Origin of the sequence: Cupriavidus sp. Agwp_2, assembly GCF_040784895.1 — a bacterium.
Lineage (GTDB): Bacteria > Pseudomonadota > Gammaproteobacteria > Burkholderiales > Burkholderiaceae > Cupriavidus.
Genome location: NZ_CP088084.1, coordinates 2,579,968 through 2,605,220 on the forward strand (window position 1 = coordinate 2,579,968; position 25,253 = coordinate 2,605,220).

General features: G+C 68.1%; 22 protein-coding genes and 1 pseudogene. 15 read left to right on the plus strand and 8 right to left on the minus strand.

Annotated features, from left to right (window positions below):
* Positions 1-10: 10 nt before the first annotated feature.
* Positions 11-1,549: a hypothetical protein gene (locus tag LPA45_RS29425; protein WP_317923066.1), complete on the minus strand. Its 1,539-nt coding sequence runs from the start codon at positions 1,547-1,549 to the stop codon at positions 11-13.
* 383 nt (positions 1,550-1,932) lie between these two features.
* Here LPA45_RS29425 and LPA45_RS29430 point away from each other — a divergent pair, with 383 nt between their 5' ends.
* The 10 genes from LPA45_RS29430 (at position 1,933) to LPA45_RS29475 (ending at position 11,816) form a co-directional block, all read left to right on the plus strand.
* Positions 1,933-2,688 carry a sulfite exporter TauE/SafE family protein gene (locus LPA45_RS29430; protein WP_376790664.1) on the plus strand — a complete coding sequence of 252 codons (756 nt, stop codon included), beginning with the start codon at positions 1,933-1,935 and terminating at the stop codon, positions 2,686-2,688.
* A 63-nt stretch (positions 2,689-2,751) separates the two neighbouring features.
* Complete coding sequence (locus tag LPA45_RS29435) at positions 2,752-3,693, plus strand: ornithine cyclodeaminase family protein (protein WP_116319570.1); 942 nt, start codon at positions 2,752-2,754, stop codon at positions 3,691-3,693.
* Positions 3,694-3,870: 177 nt separating this feature from the next.
* Positions 3,871-4,602 carry a TenA family transcriptional regulator gene (locus LPA45_RS29440; protein ID WP_115690573.1) on the plus strand — a complete coding sequence of 244 codons (732 nt, stop codon included), beginning with the start codon at positions 3,871-3,873 and terminating at the stop codon, positions 4,600-4,602.
* Between the two features lie 25 nt (positions 4,603-4,627).
* Positions 4,628-6,073 carry an aldehyde dehydrogenase family protein gene (locus tag LPA45_RS29445; RefSeq protein WP_317923067.1) on the plus strand — a complete coding sequence of 482 codons (1,446 nt, stop codon included), beginning with the start codon at positions 4,628-4,630 and terminating at the stop codon, positions 6,071-6,073.
* Positions 6,074-6,100: 27 nt separating this feature from the next.
* The gene (locus tag LPA45_RS29450) at positions 6,101-6,580 is read left to right on the plus strand and encodes a heme-binding protein (protein WP_013953475.1); all 480 of its coding nucleotides are present in this window, start codon (positions 6,101-6,103) and stop codon (positions 6,578-6,580) included.
* Positions 6,581-6,588: 8 nt separating this feature from the next.
* A complete protein-coding gene (locus LPA45_RS29455; RefSeq protein WP_116319573.1) occupies positions 6,589-7,599 on the plus strand; it encodes a 2Fe-2S iron-sulfur cluster-binding protein in 1,011 nt (336 codons plus the stop codon).
* Positions 7,600-7,669: 70 nt separating this feature from the next.
* Positions 7,670-8,377 (plus strand): GntR family transcriptional regulator, encoded by a 708-nt coding sequence (locus LPA45_RS29460; RefSeq protein ID WP_116319574.1) that lies wholly within the window; start codon positions 7,670-7,672, stop codon positions 8,375-8,377.
* Between the two features lie 115 nt (positions 8,378-8,492).
* Positions 8,493-8,729, plus strand: coding sequence for a hypothetical protein (locus LPA45_RS29465; RefSeq protein WP_147316210.1), 237 nt, complete (start codon positions 8,493-8,495; stop codon positions 8,727-8,729).
* Between the two features lie 291 nt (positions 8,730-9,020).
* Positions 9,021-10,469: an amidase gene (locus LPA45_RS29470; RefSeq protein ID WP_376790683.1), complete on the plus strand. Its 1,449-nt coding sequence runs from the start codon at positions 9,021-9,023 to the stop codon at positions 10,467-10,469.
* Between the two features lie 42 nt (positions 10,470-10,511).
* Complete coding sequence (locus tag LPA45_RS29475; RefSeq protein ID WP_116319576.1) at positions 10,512-11,816, plus strand: MFS transporter; 1,305 nt, start codon at positions 10,512-10,514, stop codon at positions 11,814-11,816.
* A gap of 55 nt (positions 11,817-11,871) precedes the next feature.
* Here the strand turns inward: LPA45_RS29475 and LPA45_RS29480 are convergent, their stop codons facing one another.
* The 4 genes from LPA45_RS29480 to LPA45_RS29495 all read right to left on the minus strand — a co-directional run bounded on the left by LPA45_RS29480 (position 11,872) and on the right by LPA45_RS29495 (position 17,077).
* On the minus strand, positions 11,872-12,642 hold the full coding sequence (locus tag LPA45_RS29480) for a sulfite exporter TauE/SafE family protein (RefSeq protein ID WP_116319577.1): 771 nt from the start codon (positions 12,640-12,642) through the stop codon (positions 11,872-11,874).
* Positions 12,639-13,673, minus strand: a complete 1,035-nt coding sequence (gene pta, locus LPA45_RS29485; protein WP_317923069.1) for a phosphate acetyltransferase — start codon at positions 13,671-13,673, stop codon at positions 12,639-12,641. The genes LPA45_RS29480 and pta overlap by 4 nt, the downstream gene beginning before the upstream one ends.
* Before the next feature lie 194 nt (positions 13,674-13,867).
* The gene (gene xsc, locus LPA45_RS29490) at positions 13,868-15,634 is read right to left on the minus strand and encodes a sulfoacetaldehyde acetyltransferase (protein ID WP_317923073.1); all 1,767 of its coding nucleotides are present in this window, start codon (positions 15,632-15,634) and stop codon (positions 13,868-13,870) included.
* Positions 15,635-16,006: 372 nt separating this feature from the next.
* Positions 16,007-17,077, minus strand: coding sequence for a VOC family protein (locus tag LPA45_RS29495; RefSeq protein WP_317923070.1), 1,071 nt, complete (start codon positions 17,075-17,077; stop codon positions 16,007-16,009).
* A gap of 310 nt (positions 17,078-17,387) precedes the next feature.
* Between LPA45_RS29495 and LPA45_RS29500 the strand changes: the two genes are divergently transcribed.
* The 3 genes from LPA45_RS29500 to LPA45_RS29510 all read left to right on the plus strand — a co-directional run bounded on the left by LPA45_RS29500 (position 17,388) and on the right by LPA45_RS29510 (position 20,787).
* Positions 17,388-18,221, plus strand: coding sequence for a shikimate dehydrogenase (locus tag LPA45_RS29500; protein ID WP_116319580.1), 834 nt, complete (start codon positions 17,388-17,390; stop codon positions 18,219-18,221).
* Between the two features lie 108 nt (positions 18,222-18,329).
* Entirely contained in the window at positions 18,330-19,658 is a 1,329-nt protein-coding gene (locus LPA45_RS29505) for an MFS transporter (protein WP_367395064.1), read from the plus strand.
* 64 nt (positions 19,659-19,722) lie between these two features.
* The gene (locus LPA45_RS29510) at positions 19,723-20,787 is read left to right on the plus strand and encodes a porin (protein WP_367395065.1); all 1,065 of its coding nucleotides are present in this window, start codon (positions 19,723-19,725) and stop codon (positions 20,785-20,787) included.
* Between the two features lie 109 nt (positions 20,788-20,896).
* Here LPA45_RS29510 and aroQ read toward each other — a convergent pair whose 3' ends face one another.
* Complete coding sequence (aroQ, locus tag LPA45_RS29515) at positions 20,897-21,370, minus strand: type II 3-dehydroquinate dehydratase (RefSeq protein WP_367395120.1); 474 nt, start codon at positions 21,368-21,370, stop codon at positions 20,897-20,899.
* 94 nt (positions 21,371-21,464) lie between these two features.
* On the opposite strand from aroQ, the gene LPA45_RS29520 reads away from it, so the two are divergent.
* The gene (locus tag LPA45_RS29520) at positions 21,465-22,418 is read left to right on the plus strand and encodes a LysR family transcriptional regulator (RefSeq protein WP_116319584.1); all 954 of its coding nucleotides are present in this window, start codon (positions 21,465-21,467) and stop codon (positions 22,416-22,418) included.
* Between the two features lie 4 nt (positions 22,419-22,422).
* Here the strand turns inward: LPA45_RS29520 and LPA45_RS29525 are convergent, their stop codons facing one another.
* On the minus strand, positions 22,423-23,190 hold the full coding sequence (locus LPA45_RS29525; protein ID WP_367395066.1) for an IclR family transcriptional regulator C-terminal domain-containing protein: 768 nt from the start codon (positions 23,188-23,190) through the stop codon (positions 22,423-22,425).
* Positions 23,191-23,324: 134 nt separating this feature from the next.
* Between LPA45_RS29525 and LPA45_RS29530 the strand changes: the two are divergent.
* A pseudogene (locus tag LPA45_RS29530) lies at positions 23,325-24,170 on the plus strand (sugar phosphate isomerase/epimerase family protein); the annotation flags it as partial.
* Positions 24,171-24,210: 40 nt separating this feature from the next.
* Here LPA45_RS29530 and LPA45_RS29535 read toward each other — a convergent pair.
* On the minus strand, positions 24,211-25,122 hold the full coding sequence (locus LPA45_RS29535) for a DMT family transporter (protein ID WP_116319587.1): 912 nt from the start codon (positions 25,120-25,122) through the stop codon (positions 24,211-24,213).
* Positions 25,123-25,253: the final 131 nt, after the last annotated feature.

A 25,253-nucleotide genomic window follows, 5' to 3' on the forward strand; every position in this document is an offset into this window, starting at 1 on the left:
TTGCGAACGGCTACGACCACAACACCATTGCCGCCACGGTGGAGCACGCCAGCCCGATCAGTACCGGGATCAGCAGCGCGCGCACCGCTTCCAGCACCGGCACGCGGGCGAAGCCGGCCACCGCGATCAGCGACGACCACGCGATCAGCGTGCCGCCGCCGGTCCAGACCGCGCCCATCTGGCCCACGGCCGCCAGCGTGGCCGGGTCGAAGCCGACCACCGGGCCGAGCGCGCCAGCCAGCGTGCCGGTCAGCGGCAGGCCCGCGAAACCGGAGCCGTCGATGCCGGTGATCATGCCGACCAGCAGCACGCCAAAGGCGACCAGCACGTGGTTGTCCGGGATCATGTGCTGGTAGGCCTGGATCAGCTCGAACAGCAGGCTCGGCGCCTTGCCCGGCGGCAGGCCGAGGATCTGCGCGGCGGTCTCGCCGGCGCCGACAAAGAAGAAGCCGGCAATCGGCAATACCGAGCCCATCGCCTTGAAGGCAAAGACAAAGCCATCGGTGATGTGCTCCGGGCACACGTCGAGCATGCGGCGCGGGCCTTCGGCGGCCAGCGTCGCCAGCATCATCAGCACCGCCGCGACGCCGCCGACCAGGGCGGCCGCGTCGCCGCCCTTGAGGTCCTGCACGCCGGTGCCGAGCTTGGGCAGCACCATCACGGCGACCACCGCGAGGAAGGCAATGGGGGTCACGATGGCGAAGCACTTCGACCACTTCACCCGGCGCCTGGCGACCATCGACAGGCTTGCCTCGATATTGCTGTCGGTGGCGAGCGGTTCGGCGTGGGCGGTGCCCTTGGCAATCTCGGCCTTGTCGAAGGTGATGCCGCCGTCGATCGCCTCGGCGGTGCCGCCGGCTTGCGCCTGCCAGCGGTCGAGCAGGGTGCCGCAGGCCGGCACGATGTGCTTGCGCATCGACAGGTACGCCAGGCACAGGGCAATGGTGCCGGTGATGATCGACAGCGCCAGCGCTCGGTCGGCCACCACCGCGGCGCTGACCGCCGCACCGGCGGCCTTGGCGCTGATGCCCGGCGCCACGCCGATCACGTAGTCCGACGACAACGCCATGCCTTGCCCGGCAATGGCAATCGCCATCGCGCCCGCCAGCGGCGGCAACCCCGCCGCGATGGCAGCCGGCAGCAGGATGGCCGAGACCAGCGGCACGGCCGGTGTCGGCCAGAAGAACAGCGAAATGACGTAGGTGATGCCCGCCAGGATGAAGAATGCCGAATGCCCGTTCTTCATCACCACGCGGAAGGGCTCGACCATGCGGATGTCAGAGCGCAGTGTCTTGAGCGCATTGAGCAGCGCCGTCATGAAGGCGATCACCAGGAAGATATTGAACAGCTCCTTGGCGGCAACCAGGCTCGCGGAAAACACCCCGCCCAATGCCGACACCGGGCTGCCGGTGAGCGCAAAGACGACCAGGGCGGTGCCGACGATCGACGGGACGACAACATTGGCGCGCAGGATCATCGTCAGCACGATGACTGCTACCCCTGACAGATAGATCCAGTGCGCGGCACCGATCACGACTTGTTGTGACATGAAGACTCCCTGGGGGCGGAGGGTTTTGTGGGGAGGATGCATCGGCTGCGCCGCATCCGTTTCGGTATACTATATTCCAGTGCATCCCCCCGCCAAGCGTTTTCTCATCGGGAATTACGCCTAGGCGAGTGCGGTGCAAAGTCGCTCCAGGCCGCACATTTATTGGGAATTGAAGCGATCCGCAGTCCTTCCGATGGTGCATGAAACACCCAATCCGGTTGCCTGGCTTCACATCGATATGTAGACTGTATACCGTTTTATATCGATTTCAGACGGACAAGCGCGCAAGATGAGCAGGACGCGTGCCCGCGTGCCCGGGTTTCCGGCCGCTGAGCCGCCCCCGGCCGTCCGCCACTTGCCTTCTTGCCACCTTGCCTTCCGCCATGCCCGACACGTTGCTCTCGCTGCTGCCCGCCGGCCTGTCCGTCCTGGACTACCTGTCGATGGGGGCGCTCATCCTGGCGGGCGCCTGCCTGCAGGGGGTGGGCGGGATCGGCTTTGCGATGCTGTCGGCGCCGCTGGGCGCGATCTTCTTCCCCGACCTGGTGCCCGGGCCGCTGCTGGCGATGGGCTGCTGCCTGTCACTGATGGGCGCCTTGCGCGAGCGCGAGGCCATCGTCTGGAACATCGCCGGCTTTGCGCTGGCCGGCCGCGCCCTCGGCGGGGCCGCCGCGGTGCTGACCATCGCGTGGCTGGCGCCGGGACCGCTGGCGGTGCTGTTCTCGTTGTCGATCCTGGCCGCCGTGGCGTTGAGCCTGCTGGGCTGGCGCCTGCTGCCCAGTTCGCGCAACGTGGTCGTTGCCGGCACTTTGTCCGGCTTCATGGGGACCATCACCTCGGCCGGCGCGCCGCCGTTCGCGCTGGTCATGCAGCACATGGCGCCCGCGCCGATGCGCGCCACCATGGGCACCATCCTGTCCGGCGGCGCCGTGCTGTCGCTCTCCATGCTGGCGCTGGCGGGGCGCTTTGGCTTGCCGCAACTGATGCTGGCACTGGTGCTTGCCCCGTTCCTGCTGGCCGGCTTCGTGCTCTCTAACCGGCTGCGCGGGCGCGTTTCTCCCACCGCGGTGCGCCGCTTGCTCCTGGGCCTGTGCGCGGCCGGCGCGCTGGGCGTGCTCGGCCGCGCGGCCTTTGCCTGATGCCGCACCCGCGGCGCTTCTGATTTTTTCGCTTTCCAGGTCAACCCAACCAGCGGAGTTCCCATGCAGCACATCACAGACGCGATGATCGATGCCCACGTCACCCCGGAAGATGCCCGGCAGGTCATGGAGGCGGCGTTTTCCAGCTTCGGGCGTGGCGATGCCGCGATGCAGGAGCGCATCCGCACCGAGGCCGGCGGCGTCAAGCTGTCCACGCTGGGGGCGGTCATCCCGCAGCAGGGCGTGGCCGGGGCCAAGGTCTACACCACCATCAATGGCCAGTTCTCCTTTGTCATCCTGATCTTCTCGGCCGACGACGGCCGGCCGTTGGCTTCCTTTGACGCCGGCGCCATCACGCGCCTGCGCACGGCGGCCTGCACCACGCTGGCGGCGCAGCGGCTGGCCCGTCCCGGCGCGCGCACGCTGGCTTTGTTCGGCGCCGGCACGCAGGGCGTGCAGCACGCGCGCCAGCTCAGCGCCACGCTGGGGCTGGAACGCATCCTGGTGTCCGACCCGCATGCGGACGCCGGCATGCCCGCGCGGCTGTCGGCGCAGTGCGGCATCCCGGTGGCGCTGGCCGAGCCCGATGCCGCGGTGGCCGAGGCCGACATTATCGTCACGGCCTCGCGTGCGACCACGCCGCTGTTCGCCGGCACGTCGATCCGCCCGGGCGCCTTCGTGGCAGCCATCGGCTCCAGCCTGCCGCACACGCGCGAACTGGACGACGCCGCGCTGCGCCGCGCCGCCGCGGTGGTGGTGGAGTGGCGGCAGCAATCCACCCGCGAGGCCGGCGATATCGTGCTGGCCGATCCGCAGGCGCTGCCGGCAGGGAAGATCGTGGAACTGGCTGAGGTCGTGCTCGGCAAGGTGTCGGCAAGGCAGCGCGACGACGACATCGTGATCTACAAGTCGGTCGGCGTGGGGCTGGAAGACGTGGCGCTGGCCGGCTTCGCCTGGTCGCGCATGGCGGGCGGGGCCGGCTCGGCGGAGCGTTGCGCCGCCTGAACGCCGCCGCTCGCTTCAGCGCCGGGTAAACACCGACGTGATTAGTCAACAAGGCACTTGTCGTCTCTGACTGACTGTATATAGTATACAAACATGCCGAGGCCGATTCTGTCTGCAAGCCGGCCCCGGCATCCAACCCACCGAATCGCCCCACATCGCCAACCAGGAGCCCCCGTCATGGCCGAACTGATGAACCGCGAAGATTTCCGTGCCGCCCTCGAAGAAGCCATCAAAGGCAAGAGTGCCAACAAGGCGCCGTTCAGCGTGGCCTGGGCCAGCGGCAAGCTGACCCGCGCCCATCTCGCACGCTGGGCCGAGAACCACTATCACTACGTCGGCCCGTTCGCGGATTACCTCGGCTACATCTACGCCCGTACGCCGGACCGCTATACCGAAGCCAAGGATTTCCTGCTGGCCAACATGTACGAGGAAGAGATCGGCGGCGACCGCCACACCGACCTGCTGATCCGCTTTGCCGAAGCCTGCGGCACCACGCGCGAGCGCGTGATCGACCCGGACAACATGTCGCCCACCACGCGCGGCCTGCAGAGCTGGTGCTATGCGGTGGCCATGCGCGAAGACCCGATCGTGGCAGTGGCCGGACTGGTGGTCGGGCTGGAGTCGCAGGTGCCGTCGATTTACCGCAAGCAGACGCCGACGCTGCGCGACAAGTACCAGTTCACCGACGAGGAGGTCGAGTTCTTCGACCTGCATATCGTCTCGGACGAGATCCATGGCGAGCGCGGCTACCAGATCGTGCTGGAGCACGCCAACACGCCGGAGCTGCAGCAGCGCTGCCTGAAGATCTGCGAGATCGGCGCGCAGATGCGGCTGCTGTACACGACCGCGCTCTACCACGACTACGTCGAGAAGGAGCTGCCGCTGCCCGAACTCGACATGGCCGCCTGAGCGCCGCCACGCAACGGGATCGACGATGACCGTATTCCTGAACCATATCGACGGCGAATGGACGGCCTGCCAGTCGGGCCGCACCTTCGACAACGTCAGCCCGGCCGACAGCGCCGACCTCGTGGGCCGCTTCCAGGCGTCGTCCGCGGTGGACGCGCAGGCGGCCGTGGCTGCCGCGGCGGCGGCATTTGCCGGCTGGAAGAAAACGCCGGTCGGCAAGCGCGCCGCCATCCTCAACCGCGCAGCGGAGCACCTGGAAGCCAACGCCGACAGCATTGCCGCCGAGCTGACCCGCGAGGAAGGCAAAGCGCTGGCGCTGGCGCGCGACGAGGTGCTGCGCTCGGCCCAGACGCTGCGCTTCTACGCCGTGGAAGGGCAGACCTTCACCGGCGAGGTGTTTCCCAACGACGATCCCGACCAGCTCGTCTACAGCCAGCGCGAGCCGCTGGGCGTGGTGACGGTGATCGCGCCGTGGAATTTCCCGGTATCGATCCCCGCGCGCAAGATCGCGCCGGCGCTGGTGACCGGCAACACGGTGGTGTTCAAGCCGTCGTCCGAGGCGCCGCTGTCGGGCTATCGGCTGGCCGAGGCATTGATCAGGGCCGGCCTGCCCAAGGGCGTGCTGAACTTCATCACTGGCAGCGCCGCGGAGATTGGCGCCACCATCACCGAGGCGCCGGCCGTGCGCGCGATCTCGTTCACCGGCTCGTCGCGCGCCGGCGAGCAGATCCACCGCGCGGCGCCGCTGACCACGCGCACGCAGATGGAACTGGGCGGCAAGAACCCGCTGATCGTGATGGAAGACGCCGACCTCGATCGCGCCGTCGACCTGACCATCAAGGGTGGCTTCTCGCTGTCGGGGCAGGCGTGCACCGGCACCAGCCGCGTGCTGGTGGCCGAATCCGTCAAGGCGGCATACACCGAGCGCCTGCTGGCGAAGGTCGCCACGCTCAAGATCGGCAGCGGCATGACGCCGGGCATGGATCTCGGGCCGCTGGCCTCGCACAAGCAGCTGGAAACGGTGCTGCGCTACATCGACATCGGCAAGTCCGAGGCAACGCTGCTGTGCGGCGGCGCGCGCCTGACCGGCGGCGACTATGACAAGGGCTACTACGTTGCACCGACGGTATTCACCGACGTGACGCAACCCATGCGGATCGCGCGCGAGGAGATCTTCGGCCCGGTGATCGCCATCATCGGCTTCACCGGCTACGCCGATGCCATCGCCAAGGCCAACGACACCGAGTATGGACTGGCCGCGGCCATTGTCACCAGCAACCCGCGCTACATCCACCACTTCGCCACGGACATCGAGGCGGGCACGGTCAAGATCAACCGCACCACCACCGGCAACCTGGTCAACGCGCCGTTCGGCGGGGTCAAGCGGTCGAGCACCTCGACCTTCCGCGAGTCGGGCCGCACCGGGCTGGAGTTCTATACGCAGGTCAAGACGGTCTACCGGGGCGCCTGAGCCCGGCCGTCGCAAGGAGTCACAGACATGAAGAAAGCCATCAAGCTGGAACTGCGCGAAGCGCGCCACATGGTTGCCGCCGCGATCCGGCGCTCGGAGGAAATCGGCGTGCTGGAGTCGATCTGCGTGGTCGACGAGGGCGGCTACCCGCTCGCGCTCGAACGCATGGACGGCGCCCGCATTACCGGGCCGCAGATCGCATGGAACAAGGCCTTCACTGCCGCGGGCCACAAGCGCTCCACCCACCTGTTCACCACGCCGCCCAACGGGCCGGCGCTGCCGGGCAACGAGGCCTTTGGCATCCAGTGGAGCTTCGAGGGCAAGTTCGCCGCGTTCGTCGGCGGCTTCCCGATCGTGGTCAACGACGAGGTGATCGGCGGCATCGGCCTGTCCGGTGGCAACGGCGAGCAGGACACGCAGGCCGGGCTGGCGGCGCTGCAGGCGCTGGCCGAACTGCTGGCGCCGCAGGACCTGAAGGTGCTGGTGCAGGCCGATATCAAGAAGTAGGAGGTTCCATGTCGTACCGCATCCAGATCGCCGAAACGCAGCAGGTCTTTTTCGTCGAACGCGGCGAGACCCTGTTGCAGGCCGCCGGGCGGGCCAGCATCGCCTTGCCGCACGATTGCCAGCTGGGCGGTTGCGGCACCTGCCGCATCCGCCTGCTCGACGGGCAGGTGCGCTACGACGAGGAGCCGTTTGGACTGGCGCCGGACGAAGCCGCCGCCGGCTACGCCCTGGCTTGCCAGGCGCAGCCGCTGGCAGACCTCGTCATCAGCACCGCACGCGAGGACGAGGCCTGCGCCGGGCCCGCGCGGCACCGAGCGGTGGTGCAGGCGGTGCGCGCGCTGTCGGCGGACGTCATGCATGTCGAACTGGAGGTGCCGGACGCGGGCGCGCTGGACTATCGCCCCGGCCAGTACCTGAAGCTGTTGAGTGCCGACGGGCTCGCGCGCAGCTTCTCGATGGCATCGGTGCCGCGGGACGGGCGCGTCGACCTGCACGTGCGGCGCATTCCGGGCGGCGCCTTTACCGATGGCATCCTGCCGCGCATGAAGGCCGGCGATGCGATCGACGTGGAACTGCCGCTCGGCAACTTCTTCTATCGCGCCCGGGATTACCGGCCGCTGCTGATGGTGGCCACCGGCACCGGGCTGGCGCCGATCAAGGCGATCCTGGAATCGCTGATGGGCGATCCCGACTGCCCGCCGGTGTCGCTGTACTGGGGCATGCGGCAGGCGCAAGACCTGTACCTGCACGGCGATATCCCGGCATGGGGCGAACGGCTCTATGACTTCCGGTACGTCCCGGTGCTGTCGCGCGCCGGGGCTGACTGGCAGGGCAGGCGCGGCTATGTGCATGACGCGGCGCTGGCCGACCTGGGCGACGTGGGCGACCTGAGCGAGCACGCGATCTACCTGTGCGGCTCGCCCGACATGATCCGTGACGCCCGTGCCGCTTTCCTGGCGCGCGGCGCCAGTGCGGACCACATCTACGCGGACAGCTTTACCTTCCAGCACCTTTGTTAAGACATGGCAGGATGCAGGGATGGCTGGTATACAATGACGCCAGCCTTTCCGCCTACGCCTCTGCCGACCCATGTCCTTCACTCCGCCTCCTGCCGCGCCCGCCGAGCCGCTGAGCCTCGGTGCCAGCCACTCGCCGCTGTTCGCCCTTGTCACCGACAAGGTGCGCGAGGGCATCCTGAACGGCAAGTACGCGCCAGGCGAGCGGCTGGTGGAAAACAAGCTGTCGGCGGAACTGGGCGTGTCGCGCATCCCGGTGCGCGAGGCGCTGCGCGCGCTGGCCAGCGAAGGGCTGGTGCTGATCGAGCCGCGCCGCGGCGCGACGGTGGCGAGCCTGTCGCCGGTGATCGCGCGCGAGATGGTGGAGGTGCGCGCCACGCTGGAAGGCCTCAACGCCAAGCTCGCCGCGCAGCGGCGCGATCCGGCGCTGGTGGCGGAACTGGAAACCGTGCTGCGCCAGGGCATGGAGGCCGCCGCACAGGGCCGCGCGGATGAGCTGCTCGCGCTCAATACCCGCTTCCATGAGGTGCTCGGCACCATCGCCGCCAACAGCGTGCTGCAGGAAATGATGCGCTCGCTGCGCGAGCGCACCGCGGTGCTGTTCGGCCCGGCCAACGTGGTGCGGGCGCGCCAGAACTGGGACGAGCACGCCCAGATCCTGCAAGCCGTGATCGCCGGCGACGCCGACCTTGCCGCGCTGCTGGCCGCGCGCCATGTCTACAGCGCCGCCAAGGCGGCCGACCTGCCGGTGGACGGGCACGGCACGGCGCAGGCGGCCTGAGCGAAGGCGGCGACCCGCCGCCCCATGCCCGTGGCCGGCTGAGATTTCCCGCCGATATTTCCCGAATCCCGCGTTGCCATTGCATGCCCGGCAACAGGGCATTGCGTGCCCTCGGATGACGCACCGCACCAAGAATGTGTATACTGTAGGCATTCAAGGTCAATTGGGATTTACCATGCTGTCGCCCGAGCAACGCTATCTTTCGCAACCCGTCGGCCAGCAGCTGCTGCGCCACTTTGCAACGCGTGACGCCGTGCGCCACGCCTCGCCCCTGATGCCGCTGCGCCTGCGCGATATCGGCCGTTTCATCCAGGCGCTGGGCGGCCATGCGCCGCGCCGTGGCCACTGCTGATCCCACCTGAATGACCGGGCGGCGCATCGCGCCGCTCTTTCCATCCCCGTGGCACGCGTCCTGCGAGCCGCCTCTCCCGCATAATCGATCGGTCTTGCGCTGCCAGCGCGGTGCCCGCACGCACATTAGTCTTGCACTGCGCGTGAAACGGAATATAGTATACCAACGCAACCGCAGTACCTCCTGAGCCCCTCATACGCCCCCACCGTGCCTGAACCGCGCGGATAACGACAAGGAGCCGATGTGAACCTGCCCGACTGGACGACTGGCGGCTTTCCGCCGCTGTGGGAGATGGCACAACGGCTCGGCAGCGGCGCGGTTTCCTCGGTGGACCTGGTGGACGCCTGCGAGGCGGCCTGGCAGGCATGGCACGGGATCATCAATGCATTGGTGCTGTCGGATTTCAGCGCCGCGCGCGCCGCGGCCCGCGACAGCGACCGGCGCCGTCGCGCCGGGCAGGCACGCGGCGTCCTGGACGGCGTGCCGTTCTCGGTCAAGGAATCTTTCGACGTCGCCGGCTGGCCGACCACCTGCGGCAATCCCGCCTTGCGCGGGCACGCAGCCCAGCGCGATGCCGTGGTGGTGCAACGGCTGCGCGATGCCGGCGCGATCCTGCTCGGCAAGACCAACGTGCCGCTCGGCCTGCGCGACTGGCAGAGCTACAACGCCATCTACGGCACGACCCGCAACCCGCACGATCCGTCCCGCACGCCGGGCGGCTCGTCCGGCGGCAGCGCCGCGGCGGTCTGCGCGGGCCTGTCGTTCTTCGACGTGGGCTCCGACATCGGTTCCTCGCTGCGCAATCCGGCGCATTACTGCGGCATCTTCTCGCTCAAGCCCAGCCACGGGCTGGTGCCGCTGGCGGGCCATGGCACCGGCGCGGCGCGCTTCGGGGAACAGGACGTCAATGTCGCCGGCCCGCTGGCCCGTAGCGCACGGGACCTGGAACTGGTGCTGCGCACGATCGCGGGCCCGGCCGGTGACGAGGCGTTCCCATACCGGCTGCAGTTGCCGGAATGCCCGCATCGCCAGCTTTCCGATTTCCGTGTCGCCGTGCTGCCCACCCACGCCCAGGCGGAAGCCGACGGCGAGGTCGCCGTGCAGATCGAACAGCTTGGGCACTGGCTGGCCGGCAAGGGCGCCCGCGTCGACTGGCACGTGCGGCCGGACTTCGACGCCGGCGAGCTATGGCACGTCTACGTGACGCTGCTGCGCGCCACCACCTCGGTGCACATGGACGACGCCGCCTTCGCCGATGCGCTGGCCCGCAGCGCCACCGCCGCGGCTGGCGACGATGACTATGCGACCCTGCAGTACACCGGCGCGACGCTGAGCCATCGCGACTGGTTGCGCCTGCAGGTTGCGCGCGAACGCTTTGCCGCCGCCTGGCGCAGCTTCTTCACCGGCTACGACGTGCTGCTATGCCCGGCCGCCGCCACCACGGCATTTCCGCTGAACGAGGCGGGCGAGCCCTGGCAGCGCACCATCACCGTCAACGGCCGCCCGCAGCCTATGACCACGCAGCTGTTCTGGGCCGGCCATTCCGGCGTGTGCGGCCTGCCTTCGGCGGTCGCGCCGATCGGGCCGGGCACCAGCGGCCTGCCGGTCGGCGTGCAGATCGTCGCCGGCCGCTACCAGGATCTCACTGCCTTGCGTTTTGCCGGCCTGCTGGAGGAAGCGGGCCATGCCTGCCGGCCGCCGCCGCGGCCTGCCGCCCGGCCAGCGGACCACCACGACTAACCACACCACAACAATCACATCACACACCACAGGGGAGGGATCATGTTCGATTGGTTCCGTGATTTGTCGCGCATGGAGCGCAAGGGTTTCTATGGCGCGTTCCTGGGGCATGCCGTCGACGTGTTCGACTTCATGATCTATTCCTTCCTCATTTCCACGCTGCTGGGGCAGTGGGGCATGAGCAAATCCACGGCGGGCGCGATCGTCACGTGGACGCTGGTGTCGTCGCTGGTCGGCGCGATCGGCGCGGGTATCCTGGCCGACCGCTACGGCCGTGTGCGCGTGCTGCGCTGGACCATCATCGTGTTCGCCGGCGCCTGCTTCCTGTGCGGGCTGGCGCAGTCGCCGGAGCAGCTGATGCTGTTCCGCATGATCCAGGGGCTGGGGTTTGGCGGCGAGTCGTCGCTGTGCATGGTGCTGGTGACGGAGATGATCCGCAACCCGGCGCACCGCGGCAAATACTCGGGCTTTACCGCCAGCAGCTATTCCTTCGGCTGGGGCGCGGCGGCGATCGTGTACGCGATCACGTTCAGCGTGCTGCCGGCGGAGACGGCATGGCGCGTCTGCTTCTTCCTCGGCATCCTGCCGGCGCTGGTGGTGATCTACCTGCGCCGCAACCTGGAGGAGCCGGAGATTTTCCTGAAGAGCCGCGCGGCGGGCAGGCAGGGCTCGGCGCTGTCCGGGCTCGGCCGCCTGTTCCGCGGGCCGCTGCTGGCGAAGACGCTGCTGTGCAGCCTGCTTTCCGGCGGCATGCTGGGGGCGTACTACGCCATCGCCACGTGGCTGCCGACCTTCCTCAAGACCGAGCGTGGCCTGTCCGTATTTGGCACCAGTTCCTACCTGGCGGTCACCATCATCGGCTCATTGATCGGCTACGTGGCGGGGGCCTACGCCACTGACCGCTGGGGCCGGCGGCTGACCTACATCGTATTCGCGGCGGGGGCATTCGTGGCCGCGCTGGTCTACATGGTGATCCCGGTGTCGAACACGTCGATGCTGTTCCTGGGATTCCCGCTGGGGGTGCTGATGCAGGGCGTGTTCGCCGGCATCGGCGCCACCATCTCCGAGTCGTATCCCAACGATATCCGCGCGACGGGGTATGGCGTCTCGTACAACGCCGGCCGTGTGATCGGCTCGCTGTTCCCGCTGTCGGTCGGGTGGCTGAGTACGGGGCACACTTCGCTGCCGACCGCGATCGCCATCGTGGCCGGAGTCGGCTATGCCATGGTCGTGGTTGCCGCGGTATTGCTGCCGGAGACCACGGGCATGGACCTGGGGCAGGCCGGGGGCAGCGGGGAGAAGGAAGAGACCGCACCGCTGGCGCAACCGGCGGGTACGGTCGCCTGAACGAGTGGGGAGGGCACTGCCGGCGCCCTTGCCGCACTTACCGCACTTTCCGAACTTAGCGCACCCATGCCGAGATCGCCGGCAGCATCAGGCTGACGCCGATGCCGATCAGCACGCCGAACGCGACGCGCCGCGTCGTGGTCGGCGAGAACGGCGGCGGAAAGCGCCGGCCCAGCAGCGTGGCGATCACCACCACCGGCACGCCGAGTGCGGCCTGCAGCCAGATCGCGGCATCGAGCTGGCCCTGCCACGCCGAGAACAACGTGCGCACGCTGGACGTGACGGTGAACACCAGGATCAGCGCGCAGCGGATCTCCACCGGCTTCATCGGCTGCCGGTAGAACTGGAAGATCAGCGGCGGCCCGGACACGCCGAACATGCCGCTCAGCAGCCCGCCGAACACGCCGCTCATGAAGAAGCTGCCATCGCCGGAGCGCCTTGGCAGCGGTTCCGGCCGGAAGGCCGCGCTGAGTCCGCCATACAGTATCACCGCGCCCAGCAGCAACTGCAGCAGCGTGGCGGCGCTGGAACTCAGGTACTCCAGCACCAGCACGCCGACCAGCACCGACGGCAGGATGCCGATGGCGGCCGCGCCCACGGCGCGCCAGTCGATATGCTCCAGCTTGCCGGGCAGCGCGCAGGCACTGTTGGCCAGCGTCACCAGGCTGACCACGGCCGCAACGGTGGCCACTGGCGCGAGCCCCAGCCCGCTGGTGGCGCCCATCACGATCATGCCGAGGCCAAAGCCGGTCACTGTCTGGAAGTAGGTACCGGCGCCGAGCAGGGCCTGCAGCCCCAGCAGCGGCAACAACAATTCTGCTTTCATGCCGCCGCCTGCTCGCCTTTGGTGCCCTGTTCCGCGGTGGCTTGCGCCTGGACCACGGTGACGGCGATGACATGGAACACATCGTCCGCGCTGCAACCGCGGGACAGGTCGTTGGCGGGCTTGCTCAGCCCTTGCAGCATCGGCCCGATGGCCTTGGCGCCGCCGACGCGCTCGGCCAGCTTGTAGCCGATATTGCCGGACTCCAGGTTGGGGAACACCAGCACGTTGGCGCGGCCATTGACCCGCGAATGCGCGACCTTGCGCGCGGCGATCTCGGCGACGATGGCGGCATCGAGCTGCACGTCGCCATCGATGGCCAGGCCGGGGCGCTGCGCGCGCACGCGCTCGGTCGCGGCCACCACCTTGTCCACGGCGGCGTGATGCGCGCTGCCGCTGGTCGAGAACGACAGCATCGCCACGCGCGGCTCGTCGTTCAGCAGGGCGCGGGCGCTGTCGGCGGCGGCCATGGCGATCTCCGACAGCTCTTCCGCATCGGGATTCACCACCAGCCCGCAGTCGGAGAAGATCAGCCCGCCCTTGAGCGTGTGAAAGGGCTCGCACAGCATCATCAGGAAGAAGCTCGACACCAGCCGGAAGCCGGGTGCCAGCCCGATCAGCTGGATCGCGTTGCGCACCACGTCGGCGGTGGTGTGTTCCGCCCCCGCGACCGAGCCGTCGGCATGGCCGAGGCGCACCATCAGGTTGGCGTAGCACAGCGGGTCGAGCACCGCGCGCCTGGCTTCGTCCAGCGTCATGCCCTTCTTCTGGCGCAATGCGTAGAGCTGCTGCGCAAACGAAGGCGTCAGCGCGGAGGTGGACGGATCGACCAGCGTGATGCCGTCCAGCGCGATGCCGTGGATGGCAGCGGCGGCGTTGATCTGGCGCGGATTGCCGACCAGCACGATGCGGGCGATGCCTTCCTGCGTGGCACGCTGCGCGGCCTGCAGGATGCGCGGGTCTTCGGCCTCGCACAGCACGATGCGGCGGGGGGCGGCGCGGGCGCGGTCGATGATGCGGAGGATGGGTTTCATGGTGGTTGGCTCGGTAAAACTGAAAAAAGGGCCAGCGACTCGCGCTATGCCCTTGGTGTTCTCCCCTCTCCCGCGTGCGGGAGAGGGGCAGGGCGAGAGGGCGGGCCGTCGCTATGCTGAAGCGCTTCACTTCGTGGCAGCACCGGCCCTCTCCCCAGCCCTCTCCCGCGTGCGGGAGAGGGAGCACGCGGCGATCAGACGTAGTCCTTGTACTTGTCCAGGTGACGCACCGGCTTCGACAGCGCATCGCGGCGGAACGGGTCGCCCAGTTCACGCGTGCACATGATCTCGATGATCGTGGTCTTGCCGTGGTTCATCTGCAGGTCGATGGCGCGCTTCAGTGCCGGGCCCACGTCTTCCAGGCGGTCCACCACGATGCCTTCCGCGCCCATCGCCTTGGCGATCTCGGCGAAGCTCTGGTTGTCGAGCTCGCCCGCGACGAAGCGGCGGTTGTAGAAGTCCACCTGGTTCTTCTTCTCCGCGCCCCACTGGCGGTTGTGGAACACCACCGCGGTCACCGGAATGTTGTGGCGCACGCAGGTCATGGTTTCCATCAGGCTCATGCCCCAGGCGCCGTCACCGGCGTACGACACGGCCGGGCGATGCGGGGCCGCGACCTTGGCGCCGATGATGGTCGGGAAGGCGTAGCCGCAGTTGCCCCAGCTCATCGCCGCAAAGAAGCTGCGCGGCTTTTCGAAGCGCAGGTAGCTGTTGGCCACCGAGTTGATGTTGCCGATGTCGGTGGACACCATCACATCTTCCGGCATGGCCTTTTCCAGCTCGCGCAGCACCTGGCGCGGGTGCAGGTAGTGGCCGCCGTTGGGCGTGCGCTCCTGCTTCTGCTCTTCGATCATGTCCAGGCTGTACGGGTCGCGCTCGTGCGTCCAGTCGTCCAGCTCCTTCTCCCACGCTGCCTTTTCATTGCTGATGTCGGTGGCGCGTGCGTCGCGGGTGGCGTCGCAGGCCAGCGTGCGGCCGGCCAGGCGCTGGGTCAGCGCGATGGCGGCAGCCTTGGCGTCGCCGCAGATGCCCACCGAGATCTTCTTCACCAGGCCCAGCATCTTGTGGTCGGCATCGATCTGGATGATCCTGGCGTTTTTCGGCCAGTAGTCCATGCCGTGCTGCGGCAGCGTGCCGAACGGCCCCAGGCGCGAGCCCAGCGCGATCACCACGTCGGCGCGCGAGATCAGCTTCATCGCGGCCTTCGAGCCCTGGTAGCCCAGCGGGCCGCACCACAGTGGGTGGCTGGCGGGGAACGAGTCGTTGTGCAGGTAGCTGTTGACCACCGGCGCGCCCAGGCGCTCGGCCAGTGCCTTGCATTCCTCGATCGCATCGGCCATGACCACGCCGCCGCCCGAGATGATCACCGGGAATTTGGCGTTGGCCAGCAGCTCGGCGGCTTCATTCAGGCTTTCATCGCCGCCGGGGCCACGGTCGAGGCGGCGCGGCTGCGGGATCTCGGCGGTGATCTTGCCGTAGAAGTGGTCGCGCGGGATGTTCAGCTGGGTCGGGCCCATTTCCGACATGGCGCGGTCGAAGCAGCGCGCGGTGAATTCGGCCATGCGCGCCGGGTTGGTGACGTGCCCCTGGTACTTGGTGAACTCCTGGAACATCGGCAGCTGGTTGGCTTCCTGGAAGCCGCCCAGGCCGATGCCCATGGTGCCGGCTTCGGGGGTGACGATCACCACCGGGCTGTGGGCCCAGTAGGCAGCGGCGATCGAGGTCACGCAGTTGGAGATGCCGGGGCCGTTCTGGCCGATCACCACGCCATGGCGGCCCGACACACGGGCGTAGCCGTCGGCCATGTGGCCGGCGCCTTGCTCGTGCACCACCGGGATCAGGCGGATGCCGGCCGGGGCGAAGATGTCCATCGCGTCCATGAAGGCCGAGCCCATGATGCCGAACATGTCGGTCACGCCGTTGGCGGCCATCGTCTCGACGAAGGCTTCGGACGGGGTCATGGTCTGCGGGCCAGCCGGAACCTGGCTGTCTTTCGCTGCGGCCGAGCCACCGGAAACGGCGGGCTGCTTGGTGGTTTCGAGGTCGCGCATGGCGGGTGTCTCCTGGTTGGGGTCTTATAAAGTGGAACAGTCCGTTCCGGAAAATTGATGCGTTGGTCGAAATGTAGGCGGAAGATCGGCCGACGTCAATAAGAAGTTTTGGTTTACGGAATGAATTGAGCAAAAAAATGAGACGAAATGCGATGCTAAGCGCCTTGTGAGGCACTAGTGGCGTTGGCAGCGGCAAGGGAGGGAGGCAAAGACAACGCCGGCACAGGGCCGGCGCAGGGGGAAAGCAGGAAGGAGGGGGCCGCGCCTAGGCGGCGCAGGGGGTCAGCGTGTCGACAGCGCTTCCAGTACCGGCAGGTTGCCCTCGCCGAAACCCTGGTGACCGTCACGCTGGACGACCTCGAAGAAAAACTCGCCCGCCTCGCGTTTCAGGAAGGCTTGCTGGAAGCGCTCGCGAGGGCCGGTGCCGTCGACCAGGATGCCGTAGCGTTGCAGGGCGGCCAGGTCCAGCCCATGGCCCGGCACGCGCGCAGGCACGGAATCGTAGTAAGCCGGCGGCGGCTGCACGAACTGCACGCCACGGCCGGCCAGTGCCGCGGCGCTGGCAAGGATGTCCTCACTGGCCAGTGCAATGTGCTGAATGCCTTCGCCGTGCTGATCTGACAGGTAATGCCGCATCTGGTCGTGCCGCGGCGTTCCCTTTTCGTACAGCGGGATACGGATGCTGCCGCATGGCGATACCAGCGCGTGTGACGCGCCGCCGCTGCGCTGTTCCCGGAACCCCAGCACCTTGCGGTAGAACTCCAGCCATTCTTCGAGGTGGCCGGGATCGACTGCCTGGGTCAGGTGGTCGACGCGGAGAAGGCCGGCGTCGGACATGTCGCCGGCGGGCGGCAGCGGCCGGAAATCCACGTCGTAGATCGAGATATCCCCCACATCGCCCGGCCGCCCCTCTTTCCCTCGCCAGCGGTCGATGAAGTACAGGACCGACTGTCCGATCCCCTGGACGGCGGGAATATTCAGTTCCATCGGCCCCACCGTGCCACCCTCGAACGGCCATGCGCCAGCCTCCAGCGCCCGCGCGAACGCCACCGCCGCATCGTCGACACGAATCCCGATCGCACAGATCGACAAGCCATAACGCGCCGCATAGCGCGTGGCGAACGAGTCCGGCTCGGCGTCGACAATGAAATTCATCTCGCCCTGCCGGTACAGCTTCACCGCCTTGTGCCGATGCCGTGCGATGGCGGCGAAGCCGAGCCGTTCCAGCGTCCGGCCCAGCGCGGCCGGGTCGGGCGACGCGAACTCGATGAACTCATAGCCTCGGATGCCGAGCGGGTTGTCCCACGGTTGGGCATCCTCCGCGCGCGGGGAAGTGTCGTGTGCGGCGCTCATGGTCATGGCTCCTGTCTGGGCATTGCGGGGGTGGTGCGGGCCTTGCGGCGACGACCGATAGTAGCAACGGCGCCGCGGCTCCCCGCGCGTTGCCCCCTTCGCAACGGACTCGTAGAAACCCGCATTCGGCGCCTTGATCGCGCACATGCGTTCACTAATCGCGCAAAGTGATAGATAAGACCGTTGGCTGAGTGCCGGGCGACCACTAATCTCCGGTCAACGACGCGCCCCCGTCTCTCTGCCAGGCCCACCCCAGCGGCCACGCATGCCGGAGTCCGGGAAGCGCGAATTACCGGAACCCAGGCACATCATGATCCACGGCAAGACCATGCTAATCCCCCACATCGGCTATCCGACGGAATCGTTCAAGGCGCCGATGATCTACAACCCCTGGTTCGACCGGCAGGGCATCGACGCCGCCGTGATCCCGATGGGGATCAAGCCGGACGACTACGCCACGGTGTTCCCCGCGCTGTTCCGCATGACCAATATCCGCGGCGCGCTGGTGACCATGCCGCACAAGGTCGCCACCGTGGAGCTGGTGGACGAACTCACGCCCGCCGCGCGCATCGCCGGCGCCTGCAACGCCGTGCTGCGGCGCGACGACGGCACGCTGGTCGGCGACCAATTTGACGGCGAGGGCTTCGTGCGTGGCATCCGGCGCAAGGGCTGCGGCCTCGAAGGCGCGCGCGCCATCGTGTCGGGCAGCGGCGGGGTGGGCAGCGCGATCGCCGCCTCGCTGGCGGCGGCCGGCGTAGCCGAGCTGGCGCTGTTCGATGCCCGCGAGGCAGCCGCGCGCGCCCTGGCGGAGCGCCTTGCCGCGCACTACCCGGCGCTGCGCGTCAGCACCGGCTCCGCGGACCCGGATGGCTTCGACGTGGTGGTCAATGCCACGCCGCTGGGCATGCAGCCCGGCGACCCGCTGCCGTTCGACGTGGCGCGCATCGCCCCCGGCGCCATGGTCGGCGAGGTGGTGATGAAGCAGGAATACACGCCGCTGCTGCAGGCCGCGCTGGCCCGCGGCTGCAAGGTGCAGGTGGGCACGGACATGCTGTTCGAGATGATCCCTGCCTACCTGGAGTTTTTCGGGTACGGCACGGCCACGCCCGACGCCCTGCGCGAGGTGGCGCAGATCCGGTACTGACGCATTGACGGGCAGGGGCGCAAGCCCTTGCCTCAAGCCGCGCGCGGGCCACCACAAAAAGGCACGCCGGCAAAGAAGACTTCCTATCCATTGGTGGAGACAGACAACATGACAACGACTCACAAGGAGCTGCCGGCGGCCGCGTCATTCGGCAACTCGATCGGCGACAAGGTGCGCGCCGCCTTTGCCTTCGGCAAGGTGCGCTGGGGCATGCTGGCGCTGGTGTTCTTCGCGACCACGCTGAACTACGTCGACCGCGCCGCGCTGGGCGTGCTGCAGCCGGTGCTGGCCAAGGCCATGGCCTGGACCGCGCAGGACTACGCCAATATCAACTTCTGGTTCCAGGTCGGCTATGCCATCGGCTTTGCGCTGCAGGGCCGCTTTATCGACCTGGTGGGCGTCAAGCGCGCCTTCGCGCTGGCGGTGCTGCTGTGGAGCATTGCCTGCGGCGCGCATGCGTTCGCGGCGTCGGCGGTCGGCTTCATGATCTGCCGCTTCTTCCTCGGCTTGTCGGAGGCCGCCAACTACCCGGCGTGCGTCAAAACTACGCGCATCTGGTTCCCGGCCAGCGAGCGCGCCATCGCCACCGGCATCTTCAATGCCGGCACCAACGTCGGCGCGATGCTGACGCCGATCATGCTGCCGCTGATCCTGCAGGCCTGGGGCTGGCAGGCCGCGTTCCTGGTGATCGCCTCGCTGGGCGCGATCTGGCTGGCGTTCTGGTTCGCGCGCTACCACAACCCGGAGCAGCACCCGACCGTCACCGACGCGGAACTGGCGCACGTTACCCGCGACATCGATCCGCCGGCCCAGCGCATCCGCTACACGCAGATCCTGCGCATGCGCGGCACCTGGGCCTTTGCACTGGCCTACGCCATTACCGCGCCGGTGTTCTGGTTCTACCTGTACTGGCTGCCGCCGTTCCTCAACCAGCAATACCAGCTTGGCATCAGCGTGACGCAGATGGGCATTCCGCTGATCGTGATTTACCTGTGCGCCGACGTGGGCAGCGTGGGCGGGGGCGCGCTGTCGTCGTGGCTGATCGCGCGCGGCATGCCCGCGGTGCGGGCGCGCCTGCTGTCGATGCTGGTCTTTGCCGTGTGCATCGTCTCGGTGGTGATGGCCGCCGGCGCCAGCAGCCTGTGGATGGCCGTGGCCGCGATCTCGGTGGCGATCGGCGCGCACCAGGCGTGGACCGCCAATATCTGGAGCATGGTGATGGACTACACGCCCAAGCACGTGGTCAGCTCGGTGTTCGGCTTCGGCGGGATGATCGGCGCGATCGGCGGCATGTTCATGACGCAGCTGGTGGGCTACGTGCTGACCGTGACCAACAACAACTACGCGGTGCTGTTCACGATGATCCCGTGCGCTTACTTCATCGCGCTGACGTGGCTGTTCTTCCTCGCCCCGCGCAAGGTGCCTGAGGCTGTCTGACAACAATCCCTCGCCGGCACGGCTTGTGCCGCGAGACGACAACAAAGACCGGGACAACACTCCGATGCACAAACGATTCATTGCGCTGCTCGCGCTGGGCGCGGGCAGCATGCCCGCTGTCGCCCAGACTTCCGGTGGCGTCACGCTCTACGGCCTGCTCGATACCACCATCCGCTACAGCACCAACGAAGACGCGGCCGGCCACAGCCGCACGCAGATGACCGACGGCGTGCTGACCGGCAGCCGCTGGGGCATCCGCGGCACCGAGGATATCGGCGGCGGCGGCAAGGCGTGGTTCATCCTGGAGTCGGGCTTCTCGCCCGACACCGGAACCAGCCAGCAGGGCGGGCGGCTGTTCGGGCGTACCGCTGTGGTCGGCTTCGACGGTCCTTACGGCAAGCTCGCACTCGGCCGCCAATACACGCTGGCGCATGAAGTGCTGTCGTCGTACGAGGCGATGGCCTTTGCCAACAACTCGATCGTCGGCTACCAGGGCGGCAACTACACGGGGCTGCGCTACGACAACACGCTCAAGTACATCAAGAGCTTTGGCGGCCTGCAGGTGGCCGCGGCCTACACCTTCGGCGAAGTGCCGGGCAGCATGAAGACCAATTCGGCCGCGGCCGGGTCGCTGGTCTACAGCTCGGGGCCGCTGGAGATCGGCGCGGTCTACCAGCAGACGCAGAACGTCACCTCGGCCTTTTTCGGCGCGGTGCCGGCGGCGCAGGCGAGCAAGCAGACGGTGTGGGGCGTGGGCGGGACGTGGAAGGCAGCGCGCTCGCAATACTACCTGGGCTATACCAACAACCGGCTCGACGTGGCGGACTACCGCAACAACGTGGGCTATGTCGGCACGCGCTACAACCTGACGGATGCGCTGGCGTTTATCGGCACGTTCCAGTATGACTGGCTGCGGCACGCGGGGCAGGGCGGCAAGCGGCTGACCACGGCGGGCATGCTGGATTACAACTTCAGCAAGCGTACCGACGTGTATGTGGAGGTGGACTACACCCACCTGCAGGGCCAGTGGATTGCGCTCAATAGCGGCGCGGCGTTTGTGAACAGCGGGAATACGTATGGGAACAAGACGCGGGTGGGAGTGATGGCGGGGGTCAGGCATAAGTTCTGAGCGCTCACAGCCTTCCATCCGCGCTGGTTTTCTCCCCTCTCCCGCTCGCGGGAGAGGGAGCCGGCCTGCGGGAGTTGCCGGCGCATCGCAACACGCATTGCTGATATCGTTAAGCGAGCTGCGACTCAGCTTGCGTCCCCGTCACCTGCGCCAGGGCCGCCACCGCCAAGCCATACCCCTTCACCCCCAGCCCCGCCATCACCGCCACCGCCACCGGCGAAATCCACGACTTGTGCCGGAACGCCTCGCGCGCATGCACGTTGGAGACGTGGTACTCGATCACCGGCACCGCCGCCCCCTTGATCGCATCGTGCAGCGCGATCGAGGTATGCGTCAGCGCCCCCGCGTTCAGCACCACGCCGACCATCTCGCCGCCCGCGCACAGCGGGCCCGCCTCGTGGATCCAGTCGATCAGCTGCCCTTCATGGTTGCTCTGCCGGCACTCGGCCCGCAGCCCGAGCCGCTGCGCGGCCTGCTGGCAGATGCGTTCCACGTCGGCCAGCGTCTCGCTGCCATAGACGGCCGGCTCGCGCGTGCCGAGCAGGTTGAGGTTGGGCCCGTTGAGCACCAGTACTGTCTTCATCATGTCTCCTTCATGTTCCCTGTAATCGGCCCCGATGCTGGCGCGGCCACGGCCGATAGCCTATCGTTTAGCCCTTGTCCCATCATCCACTGCCATGGAAACTCAGCATGCGCCCAGCGCGAACAATGACCCGTTCCTGCGCGACCTGCGGCTGTTCTGCACGGTGGCGCGGCGCGCCAGCTTTATTGCCGCGGCCAACGAGACGGGCATCTCGCCGGCCCATGTGAGCAAGCGCATCGCCATGCTGGAGGCCATGCTTGGCGCAAAGCTGTTCCACCGCACCACGCGCCGCGTCAGCGTTACGGCCGAAGGCGAGAGCGCGTTTGCGTGGGCGCAGAAGATCCTGGAGGACGTGGACGGCATGCTTGAGGCGGTCGGCGGTGCCGGTGGCGAAGCGCGCGGGCAGTTGCGCATCGCCACCAGCCTGCGGCTGGGGCGGCGGCACGTGGCGCCGGTGCTGTCGCGGCTGCGGCAGCAGCATCCGGGGCTGGAGGTGTGGCTGGAACTGCTCGACCGCCGCGTCGACCTGATCGGCGAGCAGTTCGACCTCGATATCCGCGTGGGCGAGGTGCAGGAGCCGCACCTGATCGCCAGCCGCATCGCCACCGGCAGCCGCGTGCTATGCGCGGCGCCGGCCTACCTGGCGCGGCGCGGCATGCCGGAGCATCCGTCCGACCTGCCGCGCCATGACTGCCTGCTGTTGCGCGAGCGCGACCAGGCCTTTGGCGTGTGGCGGCTGCAGGGGGAGGGTGGCGGCTGGGAAACCACGAAAGTCACCGGCCCGATGGCATCGAATGTTGCCGACGTGACGCACGAGTGGGCCCTGGAGGGCTACGGCATCATCATGGCGTCGGTCTGGGACGTGGCTGCCGCCGTGCGCGCGGGCGAACTGGTGCGCGTGCTGCCCGGCTGGCAGCATCCGTCCGACATCTGGGCCGTGACCAGCGCGCGCGCGTCGGCCTCTGCGCGCATGCGCGTGTGCCTGGCCTTCCTGAAGGCGCAACTGACACAGGGGCCGCACGCGCTGGCGACTTCGCTGGAAGGGTAGGCCGCTACAGCACGCGCATGATCAGCAGCGCCGTGTCCTGCAACACCTGCAGCACGCGGTCCAGCGCCTGCTGCGGGGTTTCGTCGCCGATCGGCATGTTGACCGACAGCGCGGCGATCACCTTGCCGTGGCGATCTCGCAGCGGCACCGCCACGCCGCGCACGCCGGTCTGCAGTTGCTGCTCCAGCATCGCATAGCCCTGCGCGCCGGCCTTGCGGATCTCTTCCAGCAGCCGGTCGTGCTGCAGGATGGTGTAGGGCGTGTAGGGCGCCAGTACCACGCTCTCCAGCCATGCCCTGACCTGTTCCTCCGGCTGCGACGCCAGCATCATCACGCCCGCCGATCCCAGCGGTGCCGGCACCCGCGCGCCCAGCACAAAGCCCGTGCTCATGACGCGGTTGGTGCTGGTGCGGGCGATGAACACCAGCTCCCAGCCATCGAGCACGCTCAGGTAGGCGGCCTCGCCCAGCTGCGCGGTGATCTGCTGCAGGAAGGGCTGCACCGTGCGCGGCAGCCGCGCCGAATCGAAATACGACCAGCCCACCTTGAGCACGCGCGGCGTCAGGCTGAACAGCGTGCCGTCGCTGGTGGTATAGCCCAGGTGCTCCAGCGTCAGCAGGTAGCGGCGCGCGGCGGTGCGCGTCAGGCCGGTGCGCTCGGCCGCCTGCGTGGGCGTCAGGCGCGGGTGGTCGTTGTCGAAGGCCTCCAGGATGGCCAGGCCCTTCTCCAGCCCGGCGATCCAATCGCGCCGGTTCAGCGGTTCGTTTTCCATGGTTAACCCTTGCTTCGCGCGATAGATGATCGCATTGGAGCGATTGTCGCACGCACGCGCGCGAATGACGGTTGTTGAGGGCAATGATGGCTCATAACCTTGGGAAATCCAAGCCGCTACCTCGACTGACCGCCATGACTCTCTTTCCTGCCCCGCTGCGCAAATCGATCGCTACCGTCACCTTGTCGGGATCGTTGCCGGAGAAGCTGCAAGCCGCTGCCGACGCCGGTTTCGACGGCGTGGAAATCTTCGAGGACGACCTGCTGCAATTCCCCGGCACGCCCGCCGAGGTCCGCCGCATGGCCGCCGACCTGGGCCTGCAGATCCTGCTCTACCAGCCGCTGCGCGATTTCGAGGCCATGCCGGGCCGCCTGTCCGCCGCCGAGCTGGCCCGCGCCGAGCGGAAGTTCGATGCGATGGAGCAACTCGGGGTGGACCTGGCACTGGTCTGCAGCAACGTGCAGGACGCGGCGCTCGACGATCCCGCGCGCGCCGCCGCCGACCTGCATGCGCTGGCCGAAGCCGCGGCCCGCCGTGGCCTGCGCCTGGGCTACGAGGCGCTGGCCTGGGGCCGCCATGTGCGCCGCTGGCGGCAGGCGTGGGACATCGTGCAGCGCGCCGGGCATCCCGCGCTGGGGCTGATGCTGGACAGCTTCCATACGCTCGCGCTGGGGGATACGCTGCACGGCCTAGACGCCGTGCCGGCCGAACGGATTTTCTTCGTGCAGCTTGCCGACGCACCACGCATGTCGCTGGACGTGCGCACCTGGAGCCGCCACCACCGCAATTTCCCCGGCCAGGGCGACCTGCCTGTCGTCGGCTTCACGCGTGCCGTGCTCCGGGCGGGCTATTGCGGACCGCTGTCGCTGGAAGTGTTCAACGATGCCTTCCGTGTGGCGCCCCCGTTGCCGGTTGCGCAGGATGGGCTGCGCTCGCTGGAATGGCTGGAGGCAGTCACCAACGGCGCGCCAGTGGCCGCAGCGCGCGCCGGCGGCGCTGCGCACGCGGCACGGTAGAGCGCTAGACCGCGCTCGCTTGCCGCGCCGCGGGCCGTGCCGGCAAGGCACGCTCGCGGGCTGCTACCGCGGTGCCGGCCACGCCGCTGGCGGCGATCATCGCCACGCCCAGCAGCGACCAGGCATCGGGCAGCCAGCCGAATACCAGCCAGCCGCCCAGCATGGCAAAGGCGATCTGCAGGTAGAGATAGGGCGTCAGCACGCTAACCGGCGCGCGCGCATAGGCCAGCACCAGGAACATATGGCCGGCGCAGCCGGCCAGCGCCATGCCCGCCAGCAGCCACCAGTGCAGCGCGTCGACGTGCCAGGTCCACGCCAGCGGCAGCGCCGCCGACAGCAGCACCGCGGCAATGCAGCCGGTATAGAAATGCGTGGTGCCGGCGCCGTCGATCCGGGTCAGCACGCTGGTCAGCAACTGGTAGGCGGCGTTAAGGCAAACCGCCGCGAGCGGCAGCAGCATGGCCGGTTCCAGGTCGGCGCCGGGTCGGATCACCACCAGCGCGCCTGCAAATCCGGCCAGCAGGCAGAGCCAGCGCAGCGCAGACATGCGCTCGCCGAACAGCGTCGCCGCCGCCAGCGCGATCGCCAGCGGCGTCAGGCTGACCACCGCGGTGAACTCGCCCACCGGCAGCACCTGCAGGCTGAAGAACGCACAGGCGCTGGACAGCAGCATCGTCACCGCGCGCACGGCCTGCAGCCACGGCCGGCGCGTGCGCAGCAGGATGCGGCCGCGCGCCGGCAGCAGCACCGCGCCGGTCAGTGCCGCCTGCGCGAGATAGCGGACCCACAGTGCCATCACCACCGGGACGGCGGCGCCGGTGATCTTGGTCATCGTATCGAGCGCGGCAAAGCATGCCACCGCGGCAACCATCAGCGCGATGCCCTGCAGGGGCCGCGAACTTCCCATGGCGCTCATGGCGCCATCCTTAACCGCAACATGTCAGCGTCCAGGCTGGTCCTTCATGAAGCCGAGGGTACTGTCCCGCACGAGGTCGATGGCGGCGGCGGCTGGAAAGTCAGAATTCGCTGCCAGCGAACAATCCATCC

What these genes read in the sequence shown, in the direction of transcription:
- LPA45_RS29460 (WP_116319574.1), top strand. Translation starts at nt 7,670, where the DNA reads ATGTCCTTCACTCCGCCTCCTGCCGCGCCCGCCGAGCCGCTGAGCCTC.
- LPA45_RS29470 (WP_376790683.1), top strand. Translation starts at nt 9,021, where the DNA reads ATGGCACAACGGCTCGGCAGCGGCGCGGTTTCCTCGGTGGACCTGGTG.
- LPA45_RS29525 (WP_367395066.1), bottom strand. Translation starts at nt 23,190, where the DNA reads ATGGAAAACGAACCGCTGAACCGGCGCGATTGGATCGCCGGGCTGGAG.
- LPA45_RS29430 (WP_376790664.1), top strand. Translation starts at nt 1,933, where the DNA reads ATGCCCGACACGTTGCTCTCGCTGCTGCCCGCCGGCCTGTCCGTCCTG.
- LPA45_RS29425 (WP_317923066.1), bottom strand. Translation starts at nt 1,549, where the DNA reads ATGTCACAACAAGTCGTGATCGGTGCCGCGCACTGGATCTATCTGTCA.
- LPA45_RS29450 (WP_013953475.1), top strand. Translation starts at nt 6,101, where the DNA reads ATGAAGAAAGCCATCAAGCTGGAACTGCGCGAAGCGCGCCACATGGTT.
- LPA45_RS29445 (WP_317923067.1), top strand. Translation starts at nt 4,628, where the DNA reads ATGACCGTATTCCTGAACCATATCGACGGCGAATGGACGGCCTGCCAG.
- LPA45_RS29480 (WP_116319577.1), bottom strand. Translation starts at nt 12,642, where the DNA reads ATGAAAGCAGAATTGTTGTTGCCGCTGCTGGGGCTGCAGGCCCTGCTC.
- LPA45_RS29465 (WP_147316210.1), top strand. Translation starts at nt 8,493, where the DNA reads ATGACGCACCGCACCAAGAATGTGTATACTGTAGGCATTCAAGGTCAA.
- LPA45_RS29455 (WP_116319573.1), top strand. Translation starts at nt 6,589, where the DNA reads ATGTCGTACCGCATCCAGATCGCCGAAACGCAGCAGGTCTTTTTCGTC.
- LPA45_RS29435 (WP_116319570.1), top strand. Translation starts at nt 2,752, where the DNA reads ATGCAGCACATCACAGACGCGATGATCGATGCCCACGTCACCCCGGAA.
- pta (WP_317923069.1), bottom strand. Translation starts at nt 13,673, where the DNA reads ATGAAACCCATCCTCCGCATCATCGACCGCGCCCGCGCCGCCCCCCGC.
- LPA45_RS29500 (WP_116319580.1), top strand. Translation starts at nt 17,388, where the DNA reads ATGATCCACGGCAAGACCATGCTAATCCCCCACATCGGCTATCCGACG.
- LPA45_RS29505 (WP_367395064.1), top strand. Translation starts at nt 18,330, where the DNA reads ATGACAACGACTCACAAGGAGCTGCCGGCGGCCGCGTCATTCGGCAAC.
- LPA45_RS29475 (WP_116319576.1), top strand. Translation starts at nt 10,512, where the DNA reads ATGTTCGATTGGTTCCGTGATTTGTCGCGCATGGAGCGCAAGGGTTTC.
- LPA45_RS29495 (WP_317923070.1), bottom strand. Translation starts at nt 17,077, where the DNA reads ATGAGCGCCGCACACGACACTTCCCCGCGCGCGGAGGATGCCCAACCG.
- aroQ (WP_367395120.1), bottom strand. Translation starts at nt 21,370, where the DNA reads ATGAAGACAGTACTGGTGCTCAACGGGCCCAACCTCAACCTGCTCGGC.
- LPA45_RS29440 (WP_115690573.1), top strand. Translation starts at nt 3,871, where the DNA reads ATGGCCGAACTGATGAACCGCGAAGATTTCCGTGCCGCCCTCGAAGAA.
- LPA45_RS29535 (WP_116319587.1), bottom strand. Translation starts at nt 25,122, where the DNA reads ATGAGCGCCATGGGAAGTTCGCGGCCCCTGCAGGGCATCGCGCTGATG.
- LPA45_RS29520 (WP_116319584.1), top strand. Translation starts at nt 21,465, where the DNA reads ATGGAAACTCAGCATGCGCCCAGCGCGAACAATGACCCGTTCCTGCGC.
- xsc (WP_317923073.1), bottom strand. Translation starts at nt 15,634, where the DNA reads ATGACCCCGTCCGAAGCCTTCGTCGAGACGATGGCCGCCAACGGCGTG.
- LPA45_RS29510 (WP_367395065.1), top strand. Translation starts at nt 19,723, where the DNA reads ATGCACAAACGATTCATTGCGCTGCTCGCGCTGGGCGCGGGCAGCATG.